This is a genomic window from Microbacterium resistens NBRC 103078 (genome assembly GCF_001552355.1).
Lineage (GTDB): Bacteria > Actinomycetota > Actinomycetes > Actinomycetales > Microbacteriaceae > Microbacterium > Microbacterium resistens.
In genome coordinates this window covers 1-17,233 of the sequence record NZ_BCRA01000105.1, presented here as the reverse complement: position 1 = coordinate 17,233, position 17,233 = coordinate 1, and the positions used below count along the sequence as shown (strand labels likewise).

Genomic DNA, 17,233 nt, shown 5'->3' with positions numbered 1-17,233 from the left:
CGCTCCCCTCGGCCCGCGGTTCCGCCGACGCGCCCCCGCCCTCCTCCGCGGCGGCGCCGGCCTCCTCGATCCACCGCTGGGCGAGCTCCACGGCCCGCCGTGCGCGATCCCGGTCCTCGTCGCTCAGCTTCTGCGGCATATGCGTGTCTCGTCCTCCTGGTCGCCCGTGCCGGGCGTGCTCCTCCCAGCATGACGCGCCGCGACGCGGCTCGGCCCGAGGCTCGCTGACCGGGCGCCGCGTGTCCCCGGTTCTGCGCGCCTCGCGCGCGGGCGCCCGCGCGCGCGGCGCTCTATGCTGTGCGGGTGGGGGAAGGATCCGAGGGACCGAGGGCGTGGATGCGCTCCGCTGTCGGGCGCATCCCCACGGCCTGGCTCATCACGGCCGGCGCCGGACTCCTCCTGGCCTCCACCGCGGCCTTCGGGGGCCTCGCCACGGTCGCGGACGACCCTCCGCGCCTCACGGCCGGCGGCGAGTACGCCGGGGCGGGGTTCGAGATGAGCGTCGTGCGTGCGGACATCGTCGACGCCTACGCGAACCTTCCGGCTGAGGCCCAGCTCGCCACGCACCGGGTTCTCCGTCTGGAGATGGACGTCGAGAACACCGGGGTCTTCCCGCGGAACACCGACGCGCGCGGCTCCGTCCGCGAGGTGGAGGTCCGCGGCTTCCCCGGCCCGCCCGGTGCGATCCTCCGGGCGGACGACCGCACCTTCAGCCCGTGGCTCCAGCCGGGGGTCCCGGCCCGGCTCGTCCTCGTGTGGGCGGTCCCGCGCGACACACCGACCGGTGAGCTCGAGCTGGCCCTGCCCCTGGCGAGCCAGAAGGCGGAGTCGACCCGACAGACGGCGTGGTCCTACGACGGCGTCGGCGCCTACGTCACGCTGCCGTTGACCGACGGCGGTGCGGGCGATGCCGAGCCCGCCGAGGAGCCGGCGACGGAGGACGGACCCGGATGAGCACGAACGCATCCCGCGCCCTGCGCGGACCGGTGTCCTGGGCGATCACCGCGGCGCTGCTCGCGGTCGGCGGCGTGGTCGTGGCGCTCACCCCTGCCGAGAACGCCGGCGAGGAGCCGTTCGCCGTGGTCGTCGAGATCGGCGAGCGCGGCGTCGGCCGCAACATCGACGTCACGGTGCACGACGTCCGTCGGGTGCGCGAGCTGTCCGAGCCGCCCGACGACGCCGCGTTCCTCTCCGGGACGCCGTGGACGGCGACGGGGAACTGGGTGGTCGTGGATCTGGACGCCGCCTCGGTCATCCAGCAGGCGGGCGCCCAGCTCGGCGGCGCGTTCCTGGAGATCGACGGACGCACCTATCAGGCCACGGAACGCCCGGAGTCGCTCTACCGGCTCCCCCTCGTCCCCGGGGTCCCGCGCTCGGGCAGCGTCGCCTTCGAGCTTCCCGACGGGTTGTCTCCGGGCCGCGCCGTCCTCGCCTTCTCCGCGACCTGGGACCCCAGGGTCGACTCCCAGATCCGGGTCTCCATCGACCTCTCCGACGTCGCGGTCCAGGATTCCGGGGTGCTGCGTCCCAACGAGTGGGCGACGCCGTGACCTCGCCTCCGGATGCCGTTCGCCAGGGGCGCGGCTGGTGGCGGGCCAACCGCCTCTCCCTGCTCGCGCTGCTCCTTCTGGTCCCCGTGACCGGTGGCGTCATCGCCGGATACGAATGGTGGGACTACTACTTCGCACGTCCGTCCTTCCCCGTGACACCGGGGAAGGACGGCACGGTCGCGCTCGCCGGGGCGTCGTGGGGGCCGGCGAGAGCTGTTGTCCTCGAGGACACCACCGGCCTGACCGTCCCTCCGGGGACGAAGGTGATCGGCGTCGGCGTCCCGGTCGTGCCGGACGACCCCGACGGCGAGCCGGGGGACACCGCCTGCATGGAACCGATGCTCGTCCAGCAGAGCACGGGACGGCGCTGGGAGCCGATGCGCTTCGAACTGGGGCTCCGCTTCTCGGACGACGAGCCGGAGACCTGCGCTCTGCAAGGACCTGAGCCGTTCGAGCTCGTCCTTCCCTACATCGTGCCGGAGGATGTCCAGGGCCCGTTCTGGATCGACATCACCTCGTCGGAGAGCTATCCGTCGTTCCCGCGGTTCCCTGTCGATCCCTGATCCGCGATGACCTCCGGGGAGAGCTCCGGCGCGACGGTCGGGGGCACGATCCCGTCCACCACTGCCGAGCCGGCGGTCGCCCCTTCCCCGCCGGTCGCGGCGGGATCCGCCGATCGACGCAGCGCCCCCAGCGCATGGTCGTACCCCGCCGCGACGAGGGCGACCCGGACCGGCTCCGTGACGAGGAAGATGAGCAGGAACACCGCCGTGTCCGCGACCTGCCAGAACCCCGAGTAGTCCTGGGGGCCGAAGGCGCGGATGAGGAGGATCCGCAGCAACGGCAGCGCCGCGAGCAGCATCACGTACAGGAGGACGTACGAGGCGACCGACACCGGTCCGGCCCGCCACATGAGCAGCAACGCGGATCCGATGGGCTTCACCTGGGAGCCGAGCTGGTCGCCGACATCCTTCATCCGCCTACGGAACCAGCCGGGGGCGGTCCCGTACCGGCGCCGCAGAGCGGCGATGTACCGGTTCTCCAGGTAGGGCGAGGACAACGAGACACGGCCGACCGCGATGGCCTGGCCATAGATGACCCCGGCGACCGCCAGCCAGGCGAGCGGCTCCAGCAGGATCGCCCCGAGCTGGCCGAGAAGCCACTCGACCCCGTCCCAGATCCCGCTGACGAAGCTCACCCGCTCCGTCAGCCAGGCGCGCACGTCCTCCACCCAGACCACGACCGCGCGCTCGGAGACCCAGTGCTGCACGACGGACGTGAGATCCTTCAGCGTCCAGACGAAGAAGAAGACCCACACCGTCTCGAGGTAGACGGCCCCCACCGCGAGTCCCTTCGGCAGCCTCGACTCCCACCTCTTCCACGCCATCCGCAGCGCGAAGGCGATGACGATGATCGCGATCGTCCAGAATCCGATGCCGGATCCGGACGCCGCGGCCGGTTCCACGGGCGCGCCTTCCGGCTCCTGCAGCGCTCTCACCAGCTGCCAGGCCACGATCCCCTGACGGACCTCTCCGACCTTCTCCCGATACTCCGCGGTGTCCTGATCCAGGAGTCCCCAGGCGGCGTAGACGGCGAAGAAGGGCAGCATCCCGGCCAGCAGCGCCTGCACGAACGCCGCGCGGCGTTCCCGCGGATCGGCGGGACGCGGCGCGATCGCACTGAGCTCCCTCAGGCCGTCACGGACGACGAGGAACATCCCGACGTACGCGGTGAGGCGGGCGAGCACCGCCAAGGGCAGCAGCAGCAGTCCGCCCGTCTCCCAGTACCCGCCGACGAAGCCGGACGCCTCGATCGCCACGTACCGCCCGAGCATCCCGGCGAGGAACCACGCGAGCAGCATCGGCCACCGCATCCACAGCACGCGCCCGGTCGAGGCGAGGATGGTCAGCACCGTCGTGCTCCTTCGCGACGACCGTCGCCGCTGACGGTCATGCCCGTTCCGCCCGCCGCGTCAGAGCCCGAGGGTCGCGGCTGCCGCCCCCAGCGCGTATCCGCTCTGTTCCGAGGCGACGACGACCCAGCCGACGATGACGAGGCCGGTGACGACGGCCGCCACGACGAAGCCCAGCGCACCGAGCACGATGCCGGTGATCGACAGCCCGCGTCCGCCCGGGCGACGGGCCGCGATGATGCCGAGCACCACGGCGACGACGGAGAGGATCAGCCCGATGAGCGGGATCCAGCAGAGCAGGAAGGCGAGCCCGCCGAGGATGATCGCGGTGATCGCCATCCCGCCGACGGGAGCCGGAGCCGGCGCCCCGTAGGCCGGCTGCGCGATCGGGTAGCCGTAGGGCGCTGCGGGAGAGGCCTGCGGAGCACCGTAGGCCGGCTGCGCGGGCGGCGCGTAGCCCGGCTGCGGCGGGGCGGCGTAACCGGGCTGAGGCGGCGCGTATCCCGGCTGCGCAGGCGCGGACGGCGGAGGCGTCTGCGGCGTCGCGTCGCCCGGATACGGCGGGACCGCCGGATACTGCGGCTGGTCGTTGCGGTCGTCGGACATCTGGTTCCCCCTCGGTCGCCCGTGACGCGGACGGATGCCCGCGTCACGATGCTATCGCCGGCCTCCGCTCGTGTCCCGCCGCCGGACTGGGCCGCGGCCGCACCGGCCGGCGGTCAGGCGGTCCAGGTGCTGGGGGCGGGCGCCTTGGTGGGTGGCAGTGCGGACGCCTGTGCCCAGTCGTGGATCCACGGGTCCACCTCCGGCAGCCCGTCGGGCCGGCCGACCGCGGCGAAGAGCTCGTCGTGCGGCACCGTCCCGCCGGTCCGGCGCAGCATGCGCGCCCGCACGATGACGCGGGCGTAGACCTCGCCGCCGACGACCGCCCGATGCTCCATGAGCACGGCCTTGTCGTCGTGGCCGATCAGCCGCGACTCGACGTCGAAGCGCTGCCACAGCTCGAGCGATTTGCGGAAGGTCACGGTCTCGCTGGAGACCACCGCGTACCAGCCGCGCTCCTTCATCGCGTCGAACAGCCCCGTGCGGATCAGCAGGTCCCACCGTCCGAGGTCGAACAGCGAGAGATACCGCCCGTTGTTCATGTGGCGGAGGATGTCGAGGTCCGTGGGCAGGGTCGTGAGCCGGATCCGGCCGACCGCGGTGGGGTCCAGCGGCCCTTCCCGCCGCGCCCGGCGGCGTGCGGAGAGGATCACGAGGAGGGTGCGCCAGATCACGTTCACGATCCGGGATCCTAGCCAGATGCGGCACGATCGCCGCGATCCGTTGTGGGATCCGCACAGTTCCCCGGGTCACCCTTCGGAGGCGCCCGGCCTCCCGCACTCCGATCTATCGCACTCAGCGGCTCGGCGGTCGGGTCGAGATCAACTGGCGATCTTGTACCGCTCGAACAACAGGTGTACACCCTCGCGTACCAGGTCGGCCTGCTTCTTGCCGGTGACCGCCTCAAGCCTCTTGAACGCCGCGAAGTCCTCTTCGGTGAGCGCCCCGCGCACCACGGGCGAGGGACCCCTGCGCGACTCCCCCACGCGCGGACGCCCGCGCCGTATCTCTCGCTCGACGGCTTCGATCGAACCGTATTCGGAGACCATGAAGTCGCGCCCGGCCGCGGCAGCCGCGACCCCTCTCAGCGCCGGCCCGCTGGGCGCCACCGGAGCCTCAGGGGCGACGTAACGATCGCTCGCCGCGTCGAAATCACGCTCAGACACCATTGGGGTACTCCTCTCGCATACGACGGAACTTCGGACCTAACGGCATCACATGAAACACGACGGCCTCACGCCCGGAGCCGTCCACCGGCACCTGCACGATGATCTCCAGCTCGCGAGCGGTCTGCGCATGCTCAGGGCCGATATAGAGGCGATCCTCCGTCCCGTCCCCGTTGTCTGCGAGCTGCACCGCATATGTCGCGTGCACCATCGCGTACACGGCATCCGCTCGGGCCACACCGTGCTTTCGTGTCGAGTCCGCCCACTGTGGCACCACGTGGCCAGTCTAGGAAAAGCAAGCCGAAAAGTCGAGCCGACTTTGCGGCGGTGGAGATCACCGTAGCGCCCGCGGTCAGCGGCGGCGCACCGGATCGGCGTCGCGCACCCGTTCCAGCGCGGGTTCCAGATGACGGGCGAAGGCCGCGGGGTCCTCGGCGTGGGGGAAGTGGCCGAGCTCGGGCATCTCCCGGAACGACGCGTTCGGGATCGCCGCGGCGAGCGCACGGGACGCGTCCGGCGGCACCGTGGTGTCGTAGCGGCCGCTGAGGACGGCGATGTGCGGGCTCCCCGCCGTCAGCAGGTCCGCGACCTCGTCGAGGTCCCACTGCTGGTACGAGTCGATGTCGGCGGCGTAGAGCCCGGATCCGCCCGAGGAGTACCCCCACCAGACGCGCTTGCGGAACTCCGGCGGCGAGGCCGGGTTCATCAGGCCGTACGTCCACTCGGGGACGAAGGTGCTCTGATCGACGTCCGGGGCCCGCAGCTGCGGCACCGAGCGCCCCTGGACGCGCACGCCCGCCTGACAGGACACCGCGCCGCCGAACCGGTCGGGGCGGGTCGCCACGGCGTGCACGACGGCGGCGCCGGCCATGGACGCGCCGAGCAGGAGCGGACGGTCCAGGCCGATCGCGTCGGCGGCGGCGGCGAGGAAGTCCGTGTACGACACGGGCGTGAGCCTCCATCCGCCGATCGGGACGCCGAAGGCGGGACTCGAGCGCCCGTGCCAGGGGAGGTCGACGGTGACGAGCTCGTACCGGTCGGTGATGTCCGTCTCCGTCATGAGCCCGTGCCACTGCGTGGTGTCGCTTCCCGCCGTGGCCAGCGCGAGGACGGGGGTCCCCCGGCCGCACCTCTCCACGTGGACGTCGGCGGTGCCCAGTGCGGAGGACACGCGCCGGTACTCCCCCCGTGCCCGCAGCGGCCGGGCCGGACGGAACGGCCGCGTCTCGGGCGACGCGTCGCCGAGGCCGCCGGCGCGCGCCGCGTCGAGGAGCGTCCGGACGAGCGTGAGGTGGCGGGCGTACGCGTCGGCGTCCCCGCTGAGGACGATCCGCCCCGTCCGCACGAGGTGCACGACGCTCTGCTCTCCCGGCGCGGGCGATGCCGACAGGAGCGCCGCCCACACCTCGTCCGGCGCATGGAGCGAGAAGGCGGGGCCGGATCCCGAGGGGACGTCCTCGGGCGCGAGGGCGCCCGCGGCGGCGCGGAGGCGGATCCCCCAGCCGTCCCCCTCGAGTCCGAACAGCACGTCGCGGCCGGGCAGCAGGAGCGAGACCTCCGGCACGGCGACCGCGCGCAGGATCCGCTCCTTCACGTCCGCTTCCCGATGGTCGCCCCGAGGCCGGCCAGCGCCCCGCCGAGCGGCGCGTGCCGTTCCAGCTCCCCCGCGTCGTGCCCGCTCACGATGTGCGTCGCTCCGCTCCCGCGCAGCCGTTCCAGCGCGTCGAAGGACCGCGGGAGGTCGGTCATGGACTGGAACAGCATGTCGCGCTCGACCTCCTCGTGGAAGTGGACGGCGTCGCTGGCGAGGACGACGACGCCGTCGGTCGTCGGCACGGTGACGATGCTCTGTCCCGGCGTGTGCCCGCCCACCACGGAGACGACGACGCCGGGAACGATCTCGTGGTCCCCGTCGAACTCGTGCAGTCGTCCCTCGCGGCGGGCTCCGGCGAGGGCGTCCGCCGCACCGGGGTCGCCGAAGTGCGCGAAGAGCGTCTTCTCCGCCATCGCCCCCGTCCAGAACTCGTGCTCGGCGCGGGCGATGTGCACGGGCGAGTTCGGGAAGGCGGCGAGGTTGCCGATGTGGTCGTAGTGCGCGTGCGTGATGACCACGGGGTGCCCGGCGAGGGGATCGACACCCAGCGCGCGCAGGGCGTCCACCGGGTCGATGAGCACCTCGCGCCCCCGGCGCAGCCCCTCCTCCCGGGTGTACCCGGTGTCGACGATCACCGCCTCCTCACCCCGGCGGAGCACCCACAGGTAGTAGTCCAGCCGATGCGGACCGTCCGGCTCGCCGTAGAAGGCGTAGTTCATGAACGCCTCGGAGCGGGTCGTCAGCCGGGTGCCGTGCTTCAGGACGACCACCTGCCACGGCGCCGACGACGTGGACACCGATCCCTCCGCCTGACCGTCGCGCGCGCTCAGGATCCGGATCCGCCCTCGTGCACCGCGACGCTCGGCTCGATGCCCTCCGCGCCGACGACCTCGCGCCAGGCGTCGAAGCCCGTCTGGAAGGCGACGATCCCGGCCTCCGGAAGGGCGATCTCGATCGCCTCCAGGATCTCGGTCGGGGTGAGCCCGAGGTCGAGGGCGACGCGGATGTGCGACTGGATGTGCCCCTTCGAGGCCCGCATCACCGTCAGCGAGACGATGAAGATGAGCTCCTTGGTGCGGCGGTCCAGCGTGCGCTGGTCGAGGTACGCGGCGGAGACCATGTGGTTCGCGGCCTGGAGGACCGGGAAGTCCTGCTTCGCCATCACCTTGTGGTAGTCGAGGACGTAGCCGCGCTTCGCGGCCATGTCGTCGATGTACGCCTGCGGGTCGGCGTCCGTCTGCGGAGCAGTGTTCGCCGACAGGTCCTGGGCCTCGGTCATTCTCGGTTCTCCTTCGGTGCGGTCGGGTCGGCGTCGCCCAGTCCGTACAGACGGGCGATCTCGGTGTGGTCGGGCGCGTCGCCGAGTTGCGCTCGGCCGTCGCGCAGGCGCTCGGACACACGGTCCACGACGGGGGTGTCGAGCCCGTCGGCGATGCTCATGGCGATCCCGATGTCCTTGAGCATGAGGTCGTAGGCGAATCCGCTCGCGAACGTGCCGGGGAGGATGTGCCCGGGGAACTTCACCTCGCTCGCCTGGCTCCGGCCGGTCGCGGCGTTGAGTACCTCCGTCATGACCGCGGGTTCGATGCCGAAGCGCCGGGCGATCGCGAGCGCCTCGCTGGCGACGGCGATGTTGCTCGCGCTGACGAGGTTGTTCAGGGCCTTCGCCGCATCCCCGGATCCCGCGGACCCGACGTGACGGATGCTCGCCCCGAGGACGTCGAGATGCGGGCGTGCGCGCTCGACGGCCGCGGCCGTCCCTCCCGCCATGATCGCGAGCTCGCCCGTCACGGCCTTCGCCACCCCGCCGGAGACGGGTGCGTCGACGTAGTCGATGCCCCGCTCGGCGGCGACCTCCGCCAACGCGCGCGTGCTCGACGGCTCGCTGGAGCCCATGTCGATCACGAGGGCTCCGGGCGCGAGCCTTCCCAGGAGCCCGTCCTCCCCGGTGAGCACCGCCTCGACGTGCCGGCTCGCGGGGAGCATCAGGATCACGGTCCCGGCGTCGGCCGCGGCGTCCGCCGGGTCGGCGACCGCGGTCGCCCCGCCCTCCGCGAGGACGTGTGCGACCGCCTCGGCGGACAGGTCGAACACCGTCGTGGGAAAGGCCTTCGCGTGCCGGATCGCCATGGGCGCGCCCATGTTCCCCAGCCCGATGAACAGCGTGGTCGTCATACGGTTCCTCTCTCTCCGGGCGCCGGGCTCACTCGAAGCTCACGGCGTGCTGCGCCCGGGTGTTCACGCGCAGCTCGAAGACGTCCGGGCGCGCGTAATGGCCCACGGCGTCGAAGTCGAGGTGCCCGCGCGTCCTGTCCGCGGGATCGATCTCGGCGTAGAGGATCGCCTCCTCGTCGAACACCGGTCCCGCGAGCACGGCGCCGGAGGGCGCGACGATCATGCTGCCGCCGCGCATCACGATGTCGCCGCCGGGGGGCTCCTCGTCGAACGGGTGGTCGTCCGGGAACGCGTCCCGCGTGAGGAACTGGCAGGCGGACAGCACGTGCGTGCGTCCCTCCAGCGCGATGTGCGTGACCGTCGCCGCCCAGGTGGGCCGGTCGTCCGCGGTGGGGGTGCAGTACAGCTCGACGCCCTTCGCGTACATCGCCTGCCTCAGCAGCGGCATGTAGTTCTCCCAGCAGATGACGGTGCCCACGCGCCCGGCGCTCGTCTGCATGGTGTCCAGCGTCGATCCGTCGCCGAACCCCCAGACCACTCGCTCGCCGCCCGTCGGCATGAGCTTGCGGTGGATGCCCGCGACGCCCTCGTCGGGGTGGATCATGACGGCGGTGCAGTACAGCGTCCCGCCGGCGCGCTCGATCACGCCGATCACGATCGCGAGTCCGTGCTCGCGGGACGCCTCGCACAGTCGCACGATCTCCGGCCCGTCCAGCGCGACGGCGGCGTCCGCATAGCGCCGGTACTGCTCGCGCCCCTCCGGCGTGCGGATCCCCACCGGCGCCCCGAAGGCGGACCCCTTGGGGTAGCCGCCGAGGAACGCCTCGGGGAACACCGCCAGGGTCGCCCCCGCGGCCGCCGCCTCGGCCATCAGCCCCACGGCCTTGGCCGCGGACGCCTCGGCGTCGAACGGGATCGCCGCGGCCTGGACCACCGCCACCTTCTGCATGTCATGCCCTCCTCGGGGTCGAACGGATCGGGATCGATCGGGGATCGGGGTCGGCCGGGTCGGGCCGCTCCCGGGGACTCGGCCGGGTCAGCCGCGGGAGATGTCGATGCCCTTGGTCTCCCGCAGGGTGGGGAGCAGCACCGCGAGCGCCAGGACCGCGACGGCCACGACGTAGAACGCCGGGGAGATGAGCAGTCCCGTCCCCGCCACGAGGGCCGCGGCGATGAGAGGGCCCGGGCCGGCGAGCAGGGCGTAGGCGACGTTGTACCCGATGGCGGATCCGGTCGCACGGATGGAGGCGGGGAAGACCTCGACCAGCAGCACGTTGTTGACGACGGCCGTGCAGGCCACGAACAGGGCGAACGGCACGAGCGCGACGCCGGCGAGCCACGGGTTCCCCGTGCTCATCAGCAGGAACGCCGGGATGCTCCAGACGATCAGGCCGATGAGGCCCGTGAACAGCACCGGGCGACGACCGAGCCGGTCGACGGCGATCCCGACGAGCGGGTTGAAGGCGACGTAGATCGCCATGACGATGCCGCAGACGACGAGCGCGTCCAGACGGGGCATCCCCACCGCGCCCGAGAGGAAGTTGTTCATGTACGTGATCAGGTAGTACAGCGCGACCCCGAAGATCCCGGCGAACGCGAGCGTCATCACGAACGCCTTCACCTTCTCCCGCGCCGGGGTGTGCTCGACCGAGCCCTCGGCGCGCTTGCGCTCCAGCTCCTCGAACACGGGGGTGTCCACGAGCTTGCGGCGGATGTACATGGCGACCACGGCCATCAGGAACGAGGCGAGGAAGGGCAGGCGCCACCCCCAGGAGTTCAGCGCGTCCTCGGGCATGGCCGCCGTGAGCACGGCGGCGGTGAGCGTCCCGACGAGGAACGCCAGGCCCGCGGTGCCCGTCACGACGCTCGCGTAGACGGCGCGGCGGTGCTTCGGCGCGCTCTCGCCGATGTAGGCGGCCGCGCTCGTCCACTCGCTGCCGGCGAAGCCGCCCTGCAGGAGACGGAGGATCACGATGATGATCGGGGCCGCGATCCCGATGGTCGCGAACGACGGCGTCAGACCGATCAGCGCCGTGATGATCCCCATCCCGAGCACCGTGATGATGAGCACCGTCCGCCGCCCGAGCCGGTCGCCCAGCGGGCCGAGGATCAGCGCGCCGAACGGACGCGAGATGAACCCGACCGCGAACACCGCGAGGGAGGACAGCATCTCCGCCGTGGGATTGCCGGACGGGAAGAACTGCGCGCCGATGATGGCGGCGAAGTAGCCGTAGATCGCGAAGTCGAACCACTCCATGAAGTTGCCGATGCCGACCGCCACCATGCGCTTGGTGCGGTCCTGGCGGCTGAGGGTGAGGAGCAGTGCGGTGTCGGACGAGGCGGGCGCGTCGGGTCCCGGCGCCGTGCGGGTGTCATCCATGCGTGATCTCCTTCGGTCACGGGTGGGGGAGTTCGGGTCTTCCGCCACTCTCCGAGGATCTTGATCAGCAGTCAAACAGATGTTTATCATGTGCGGTATCAACAGAATTGCTTTGCACCAGGTCGATCTGAACCTCCTCGTGGTCTTCCAGGCCCTCATGCAGGAGGGGAGCGTCACGCGCGCCGGCTACAAGCTGAACCTCTCGCAGAGCGCGGTGAGCGCCGCGCTGGGGCGACTGCGCAAGCTCTTCGACGATCCGCTGTTCGAGCGGACGCGCGCCGGGATGACGCCCACCGCGAAGGCTCTTTCCCTGTCGTTGAGCATCGGGCCGAGCCTCAGCACGATCGCCTCCGTGATCCTCGAGGACGTCGAGTTCGAGCCGTGGCAGAGCTCGCGGACCTTCCATCTGGCGATGTCCGACGACATCGAGATGCTCTTCGGGCCGTGGGTGGCTCGGCAGAAGGTGGATCACAACTGGGGCGTGAACTTCGCCATTCACCAGACGAATAGTCACCTCTGGCGGGAGACGCTGGACAACCCGCTCATCGACCTCGTGCTCACCACCACCCCCGCGCACGCGGCCTCCGACTTCCAGTCCGAGCCGCTGTTCTCGGGCGACTACCGGTGCCTCTACAACCCGCGGCTGCTGTCTCTGTCCGATCCGCTGACCGAGCGCGAGTACATCGAGACGCGGCACGTGCGGGTCTCGTACGACCTGCAGCGCGGGTGGGTGGACGACGTGCTCGCCGCCATGGGCCACAAGCGCAACACGCTCTGCACCATCAGCCACTTCAGCGGCCTGGGCGCGATCCTCCTGGACCTTCCGGTGATCGCGACGATCCCCGAGCACGTGGCGCTGCGCATCGCCGAGATGCTCGACCTGCGCGCCTCGCCCGTCCCGATCCAGATGCCCCGGTTCCAGATCTCCGCGCTCTGGCGCACCGAGGTCGACGGCCTGATCGAGAACCACTGGATCCGCCGGCTGTGCGCCTCGTTCGTGCAGGCGCGATCGCTGTGACGACGCGCGTCCCGACGGCCCCGGCGTCGCGCGTCGTCACTGAGCGACCGCTCGATTTCCACTCTGCGGATCGCCCGCGTAGAGTCGCGGCATGAGCGCCGAAGCCCAGCCTGATGTCATCGTCCGGCCCGTCCGAGATGTGGACGCCGAAGCCCTCGGTCGCGTGCACGCGCAGTGCTGGCACGAGACCTACGACCACCTGATCAGCAAGGCCGCTCTGGAGAACGTCTCCCCCAAGCGCCTCGCCGAGCTGTGGACCCACTGGGCCGTCCAGGGCCCCGAGTTCCTCATGCGCGCCGCCCTCGTCAACGGCGAGATCGTCGGCTTCGTCGGCTCCGGACCCGCCCGGGACAAGGACGCCCCTCGCGGCCGCGAGCTGTACTTCATCTACCTGCTCGACAACTGGCACGGCACCGGCATCGGCCAGCGCCTGTTCGACGCGGCGGTGGAGAAGGACGAGCCGCTGTACCTCTGGGTGGCGGAGGACAACCCGCGTGCGCACCGGTTCTACACGCGCAACGGCTTCACCCTGGACGGCGCGACGCACACCGAGCCGTTCCTCGGCGAGACGCTGACCGAGGTCCGCTTCGTGCGCTGATCCCTCGCCCGCGAAACCCCCTCTGCACGCCGGCACCCCCTCTGAGATCCGTATCTCAGAGGGGGTGTCGACGTCAGGAGGGGGTTTCGGCGGGGTCGCCTCCGCCCGTCAGAGCGCGCGGATGATGTCCTCGACCCGCTCCTTCGCGTCGCCGAAGAGCATCTGCGCGTTCTCGCGGAAGAACAGCGGGTTCTGCACGCCCGCGTAGCCCGCGGCCATCGAGCGCTTGAACACGATGACGTTCTCCGCCTCCCACACGCGCAGCACCGGCATGCCGGCGATCGGGCTGCCCGGATCCTCCGCGGCCGCCGGGTTGACCGTGTCGTTGGCGCCGATCACCAGCACGACCGACGTCGCGGCCAGGTCGTCGTTGATCTCCTCCATGCTGAGCACGATGTCGTAGGGGACCTTGGCCTCGGCCAGCAGCACGTTCATGTGCCCCGGCAGGCGCCCGGCGACCGGGTGGATCCCGAACCGGACGTCCACCCCCCTCTCGCGGAGCTTGGCCACGAGGTCCGCCACCGGGTACTGCGCCTTCGCGACAGCCATGCCGTACCCGGGCGTGATGACGACCGTCTGCGCCGAGCCGAGCAGCTCCGCCGCGGACTCCGCCGTGATCTCGCGGTGCTCGCCCTGCTCCTCCTCGCCCGCGGTCGGCGCGGCGATCCCGAACCCGCCGGCGATCACCGACAGGAACGACCGGTTCATCGCCTTGCACATGATGTACGACAGATAGGCACCGGAGGATCCGACCAGCGCGCCCGTCACGATGAGGAGGTCGTTGTTCAGGAGGAAGCCCGCGGCCGCGGCCGCCCAGCCGGAGTAGCTGTTGAGCATCGACACGACCACGGGCATGTCGCCGCCGCCGATGGAGGCGACGAGGTGCCAGCCCAGTGCGAAGGACAGCAGCGTGACCGCGATGAGCAGCCACAGCTGCTGGTCGATCACGAACCACACCGTCAGCACCAGGAAGGCGACGAGAGCGAGGACGTTGAGGACGTTCTTCCCCGGGAGCATCAGCGGCTTCGAGGAGATCCGGGCGGAGAGCTTCAGGTTCGCGACGATGGATCCGGTGAACGTCACGCCGCCGATGAACACGCCGATGAAGACCTCGGCGTTGTGGATGCCGGCCAGCTCGGGCGCGATCTCGCCGTGCGAGAGGTAGCCGTTCCAGCCGACGATCACGGCCGCGAGACCGACGAAGCTGTGCAGCAGCGCGATGAGCTCCGGCATCCCGGTCATCTCGACGACGCGGGCGCGCCACAGGCCGATCGCGGCGCCCACGGCCACCGCGCCGATCATGAGCACGAGTCCGAGCGTGGCTCCCGGCCCGCCCCATCCTCCCGCGACGGAGAGCGCGAGGGTCGCGACCAGGGCGATCGTCATGCCCGAGATGCCGTAGGCGACCCCGGCGCGGGCGGACTCGTGGCGGCTGAGCCCGGCGAGGCTCAGGATGAACAGCAGCGCGGCGACGATGTAGGCCGCGCCGGCGAGCGCGTCGACGGTCACTTCTCGCCGCCCTTCGTGAACATGGCGAGCATTCGGCGGGTGACCGCGAAGCCTCCGAAGATGTTGATGCTGGCCACCAGCACGGCGATCGCCGCGAGGACCTGGACGACCGGGTCCGGGTTCATGATCTGGAGCATCGCCCCGACCACGATGACACCGCTGATGGCGTTCGTGACGGACATGAGCGGGGTGTGCAGCGCGTGGTGGACCTTCCCGATCACGTAGAACCCGATGACCACGGAGAGCACGAGCACGGTGAAGTGCTGCGGGAGCGGAGCCGGGGCGACCGCGTTGACGACGAACAGCGCGGCGATGCCGAGGACGATCAGCCCGATCCTCCGCCCCGCGGACATCCGCTTCCTCTCCGGTTGCGGCTGCGTCTCGACGACCGCGGGCGCCGCGGCGGCGGGCGCGGCGGCCACCTGCACGGGCGGCGGCGGCCACGTGACCGCGCCGTCGTGCACGACGGTGACGGAGCGCTGCACGATGTCGTCGACGTCGATCGTCAGGACCCCGTCCTTGCCCGGCGTGAGCAGGGCCACGAGGTTGGCGACGTTCGTCCCGTAGAGCTGCGACGCCTGGGCGGACAGGCGGGAGGCGAGGTCGGTGTAGCCGAGGATGACCACGCCGTTGTCCGTGACGACGCGTTCTCCCGCGACGGAGCCCTCGACGTTCCCGCCCTGCGCGGCCGCCATGTCGACGATCACGCTGCCGGGACGCATCCGGGCCACGTCCGCCGCGGTGATGAGCCGCGGAGCAGGGCGGCCGGGGATGAGCGCGGTGGTGATGATGATGTCGACGTCCGCGGCCTGCTCGGTGTAGATCTCGGCGGCGCGACGGTCGTAGTCCTCGCTCGTGGCCTTGGCGTAGCCGTCGGTCGACTTCTCCACTTCGACGTCGACGGCGAGGTAGGTGCCGCCGATCGAGCTCACCTGGTCCGCGACCTCGGGGCGGGGATCGGTCGCGCGGACGATCGCGCCGAGGCTGGAGGCCGCGCCGATCGCGGCGAGGCCCGCGACGCCCGCACCGGCGACGAGCACCTTGGCCGGCGGGACCTTGCCCGCCGCGGTGACCTGGCCGGTGAAGAACCGGCCGAACTCGTGGGCGGCCTCCACGACGGCGCGGTACCCGGCGATGTTCGCCATGGAGCTGAGCACGTCCATCGACTGCGCGCGGGAGATGCGCGGCACGGCGTCGAGGGCGAGCGCGGTGATGCCGCGCTGCGCCAGCGCCTCGAGGAGGTCGGGACGCAGAGCCGGAGACAGCAGCGCGACGAGCGTCGCCCCGTCCGCCAGCGCGTCGATCTCGGCGGCGGTCGGCGCCGCGATCTTCAGCACCACCTCGGACGCCCACGCCTCGGCGGCCGGCACGATCGCGGCCCCCGCCTCGCGGTACTCCGCGTCCGGAGCGGACGAGCGCTCGCCCGCCCCGGCCTCGACGACCACGTCGTATCCCAGCCGGCGGAGTGTCGCCACCGTCGCCGGGGTCGCGGCGACGCGCGCCTCCTCCGGCCCTTCCTTCACGATTCCGATCTGCACGCTCGAGATCCTTCCGTCCGACGACTTCGTCGGGCTCGCGGCGCCCGTATCGGGGTGCGGGCGCCTGATGACCGGTCAAGGCTACTGAAGGCGCCGGAAGGATCCGCAGTCCATACCGGTATACCTTCGCGTAATTTTCCGGGTTCTTTCGATTGTTACGTCACGCGTGCGGCACGCGGACGCGACGGCGCCGGGCCGGGCCCGAAACGGCGCCCGGCTCCGGGGACGGCGGATGCCCGTGCCGTCCCCGAACCGGCGTGGTGCCCGGGCGTCAGCGGCCGCTGACGCTGCCGAACACCTTCGCGACGGGAGCGACGACCAGCGGCCTCGCGGCGAACCAGCCGATCGCGATGACGACCAGCGAGGCGAGGAACACCCAGAACCCGGTCCACGTCACCGCGTCCTGCGACGCGAACATGTGGTTGAGGTTGCGGAGCATCCCCGTCAGCAGCACGAGCGCCACGTGCACGACGATGAAGCCGACGAAGTACAGCATCACCGGGAAATGCACGGCGCGGGCCCACTCGACCGGGTACGCCTTCGACAGCCCCTCGGCCTTCTTGGGCCACATCCCCGACATCCGGAAGCCCGTGATCGCGGCGAGCGGGGCGGCGAGGAAGACGGTGGCGAAGTAGGCGAGCTGCTGCAGTGCGTTGTAGTTGTTCCAGCCGTTCTCGTGCGGCCAGTCGAGCGACACGTACTGCAGCGCCGACGACAGCGCGTTCGGGAAGACCTCCCAGCTCGTGGGCACGATCCGCACCCAATGACCCGTGACGATCAGCAGCACGACGAAGATCACGCCGTTGACGAGCCAGAGCACATCGAGAGCCTGGTGCAGCCACAGGGTCAGGCTGATCTTGCCCTTCGGGTCGTTCCTCGGCGACCAGAACGCCGTGGGGCGCTTCTCGGTGCGCACCCGCAGCCCGGATCGGATGATCAGGACCATCAGGAACATGTTGAAGAAGTGCTGCCAGCCGATCCAGGGGGCGAAGCCCGGCTCGACCGGGATGCCCGGCTCGTACTCGCCGGGGAAGGCGGCGAGGAAATCCTGCATGAACGGCATGCTCAGCAGCGCCCGGACGAACACGACGGCGGCGCCGGCCAGCAGTGCCAGCCCTGCCGCGCCGAGCAGGCCCGCGAGGACCTGCGGCCAGGTGGGCCGGCGCCGGCCGTGGGGCTCCTCGGCGGGG

The 17,233-nt window shown here is 71.2% G+C and carries 19 protein-coding genes; 5 read left to right on the top strand and 14 right to left on the bottom strand.

Annotated features, from left to right (window positions below):
* The first annotated feature begins 303 nt into the window (after window positions 1–303).
* From MR1_RS15445 to MR1_RS15435, 3 genes are read left to right on the top strand one after another with little or no spacing between them, the layout of a single operon-like run.
* The gene (locus tag MR1_RS15445) at window positions 304–954 is read left to right on the top strand and encodes a hypothetical protein (protein ID WP_157518283.1); all 651 of its coding nucleotides are present in this window, start codon (window positions 304–306) and stop codon (window positions 952–954) included.
* Window positions 951–1,550 carry a hypothetical protein gene (locus MR1_RS15440; protein WP_067248877.1) on the top strand — a complete coding sequence of 200 codons (600 nt, stop codon included), beginning with the start codon at window positions 951–953 and terminating at the stop codon, window positions 1,548–1,550. Before MR1_RS15445 ends, MR1_RS15440 begins: the two co-directional genes overlap by 4 nt.
* Complete coding sequence (locus MR1_RS15435; protein WP_157518281.1) at window positions 1,547–2,113, top strand: hypothetical protein; 567 nt, start codon at window positions 1,547–1,549, stop codon at window positions 2,111–2,113. Before MR1_RS15440 ends, MR1_RS15435 begins: the two co-directional genes overlap by 4 nt.
* Here the strand turns inward: MR1_RS15435 and MR1_RS15430 are convergent.
* The 11 genes from MR1_RS15430 to MR1_RS15380 form a co-directional block, all read right to left on the bottom strand.
* On the bottom strand, window positions 2,077–3,462 hold the full coding sequence (locus tag MR1_RS15430) for a hypothetical protein (protein ID WP_067248870.1): 1,386 nt from the start codon (window positions 3,460–3,462) through the stop codon (window positions 2,077–2,079). The two genes, MR1_RS15435 and MR1_RS15430, sit on opposite strands and share 37 nt — an antisense overlap.
* 60 nt (window positions 3,463–3,522) lie before the next feature.
* A complete protein-coding gene (locus MR1_RS15425; protein WP_067248866.1) occupies window positions 3,523–4,068 on the bottom strand; it encodes a DUF4190 domain-containing protein in 546 nt (181 codons plus the stop codon).
* Between the two features lie 113 nt (window positions 4,069–4,181).
* Entirely contained in the window at window positions 4,182–4,745 is a 564-nt protein-coding gene (locus MR1_RS15420) for an acyl-CoA thioesterase (protein ID WP_067248862.1), read from the bottom strand.
* Between the two features lie 141 nt (window positions 4,746–4,886).
* On the bottom strand, window positions 4,887–5,234 hold the full coding sequence (locus MR1_RS15415) for a hypothetical protein (protein ID WP_067248859.1): 348 nt from the start codon (window positions 5,232–5,234) through the stop codon (window positions 4,887–4,889).
* Complete coding sequence (locus MR1_RS15410; protein WP_157518279.1) at window positions 5,224–5,508, bottom strand: hypothetical protein; 285 nt, start codon at window positions 5,506–5,508, stop codon at window positions 5,224–5,226. Before MR1_RS15410 ends, MR1_RS15415 begins: the two co-directional genes overlap by 11 nt.
* Before the next feature lie 75 nt (window positions 5,509–5,583).
* Window positions 5,584–6,825, bottom strand: a complete 1,242-nt coding sequence (locus tag MR1_RS15405) for an alpha/beta fold hydrolase (RefSeq protein ID WP_067248853.1) — start codon at window positions 6,823–6,825, stop codon at window positions 5,584–5,586.
* The gene (locus tag MR1_RS15400; RefSeq protein WP_067248850.1) at window positions 6,822–7,622 is read right to left on the bottom strand and encodes an N-acyl homoserine lactonase family protein; all 801 of its coding nucleotides are present in this window, start codon (window positions 7,620–7,622) and stop codon (window positions 6,822–6,824) included. Before MR1_RS15400 ends, MR1_RS15405 begins: the two co-directional genes overlap by 4 nt.
* 29 nt (window positions 7,623–7,651) lie before the next feature.
* The gene (locus tag MR1_RS15395; RefSeq protein WP_067248847.1) at window positions 7,652–8,104 is read right to left on the bottom strand and encodes a carboxymuconolactone decarboxylase family protein; all 453 of its coding nucleotides are present in this window, start codon (window positions 8,102–8,104) and stop codon (window positions 7,652–7,654) included.
* Window positions 8,101–9,000 (bottom strand): NAD(P)-dependent oxidoreductase, encoded by a 900-nt coding sequence (locus tag MR1_RS15390; protein WP_067248844.1) that lies wholly within the window; start codon window positions 8,998–9,000, stop codon window positions 8,101–8,103. Before MR1_RS15390 ends, MR1_RS15395 begins: the two co-directional genes overlap by 4 nt.
* A gap of 28 nt (window positions 9,001–9,028) precedes the next feature.
* The gene (locus MR1_RS15385; protein ID WP_067248841.1) at window positions 9,029–9,949 is read right to left on the bottom strand and encodes a carbon-nitrogen hydrolase family protein; all 921 of its coding nucleotides are present in this window, start codon (window positions 9,947–9,949) and stop codon (window positions 9,029–9,031) included.
* A gap of 87 nt (window positions 9,950–10,036) precedes the next feature.
* The gene (locus MR1_RS15380; protein ID WP_217996237.1) at window positions 10,037–11,380 is read right to left on the bottom strand and encodes an MFS transporter; all 1,344 of its coding nucleotides are present in this window, start codon (window positions 11,378–11,380) and stop codon (window positions 10,037–10,039) included.
* A 112-nt stretch (window positions 11,381–11,492) separates the two neighbouring features.
* Here MR1_RS15380 and MR1_RS15375 point away from each other — a divergent pair, with 112 nt between their 5' ends.
* Window positions 11,493–12,398: a LysR family transcriptional regulator gene (locus tag MR1_RS15375; RefSeq protein ID WP_067248837.1), complete on the top strand. Its 906-nt coding sequence runs from the start codon at window positions 11,493–11,495 to the stop codon at window positions 12,396–12,398.
* Between the two features lie 91 nt (window positions 12,399–12,489).
* Window positions 12,490–12,996, top strand: coding sequence for a GNAT family N-acetyltransferase (locus MR1_RS15370; RefSeq protein ID WP_067248834.1), 507 nt, complete (start codon window positions 12,490–12,492; stop codon window positions 12,994–12,996).
* Between the two features lie 108 nt (window positions 12,997–13,104).
* Here MR1_RS15370 and pntB read toward each other — a convergent pair whose 3' ends face one another.
* The 3 genes from pntB to MR1_RS15355 all read right to left on the bottom strand — a co-directional run.
* Window positions 13,105–14,505 (bottom strand): Re/Si-specific NAD(P)(+) transhydrogenase subunit beta, encoded by a 1,401-nt coding sequence (gene pntB, locus MR1_RS15365; protein ID WP_067248831.1) that lies wholly within the window; start codon window positions 14,503–14,505, stop codon window positions 13,105–13,107.
* Window positions 14,502–16,043, bottom strand: coding sequence for a Re/Si-specific NAD(P)(+) transhydrogenase subunit alpha (locus tag MR1_RS15360; RefSeq protein WP_067248828.1), 1,542 nt, complete (start codon window positions 16,041–16,043; stop codon window positions 14,502–14,504). The genes pntB and MR1_RS15360 overlap by 4 nt, the downstream gene beginning before the upstream one ends.
* 271 nt (window positions 16,044–16,314) lie before the next feature.
* Window positions 16,315–17,233, bottom strand: a 919-nt coding sequence (locus MR1_RS15355; protein ID WP_255218171.1) for a cytochrome b/b6 domain-containing protein, incomplete at its 5' end; no start/stop codon positions are given.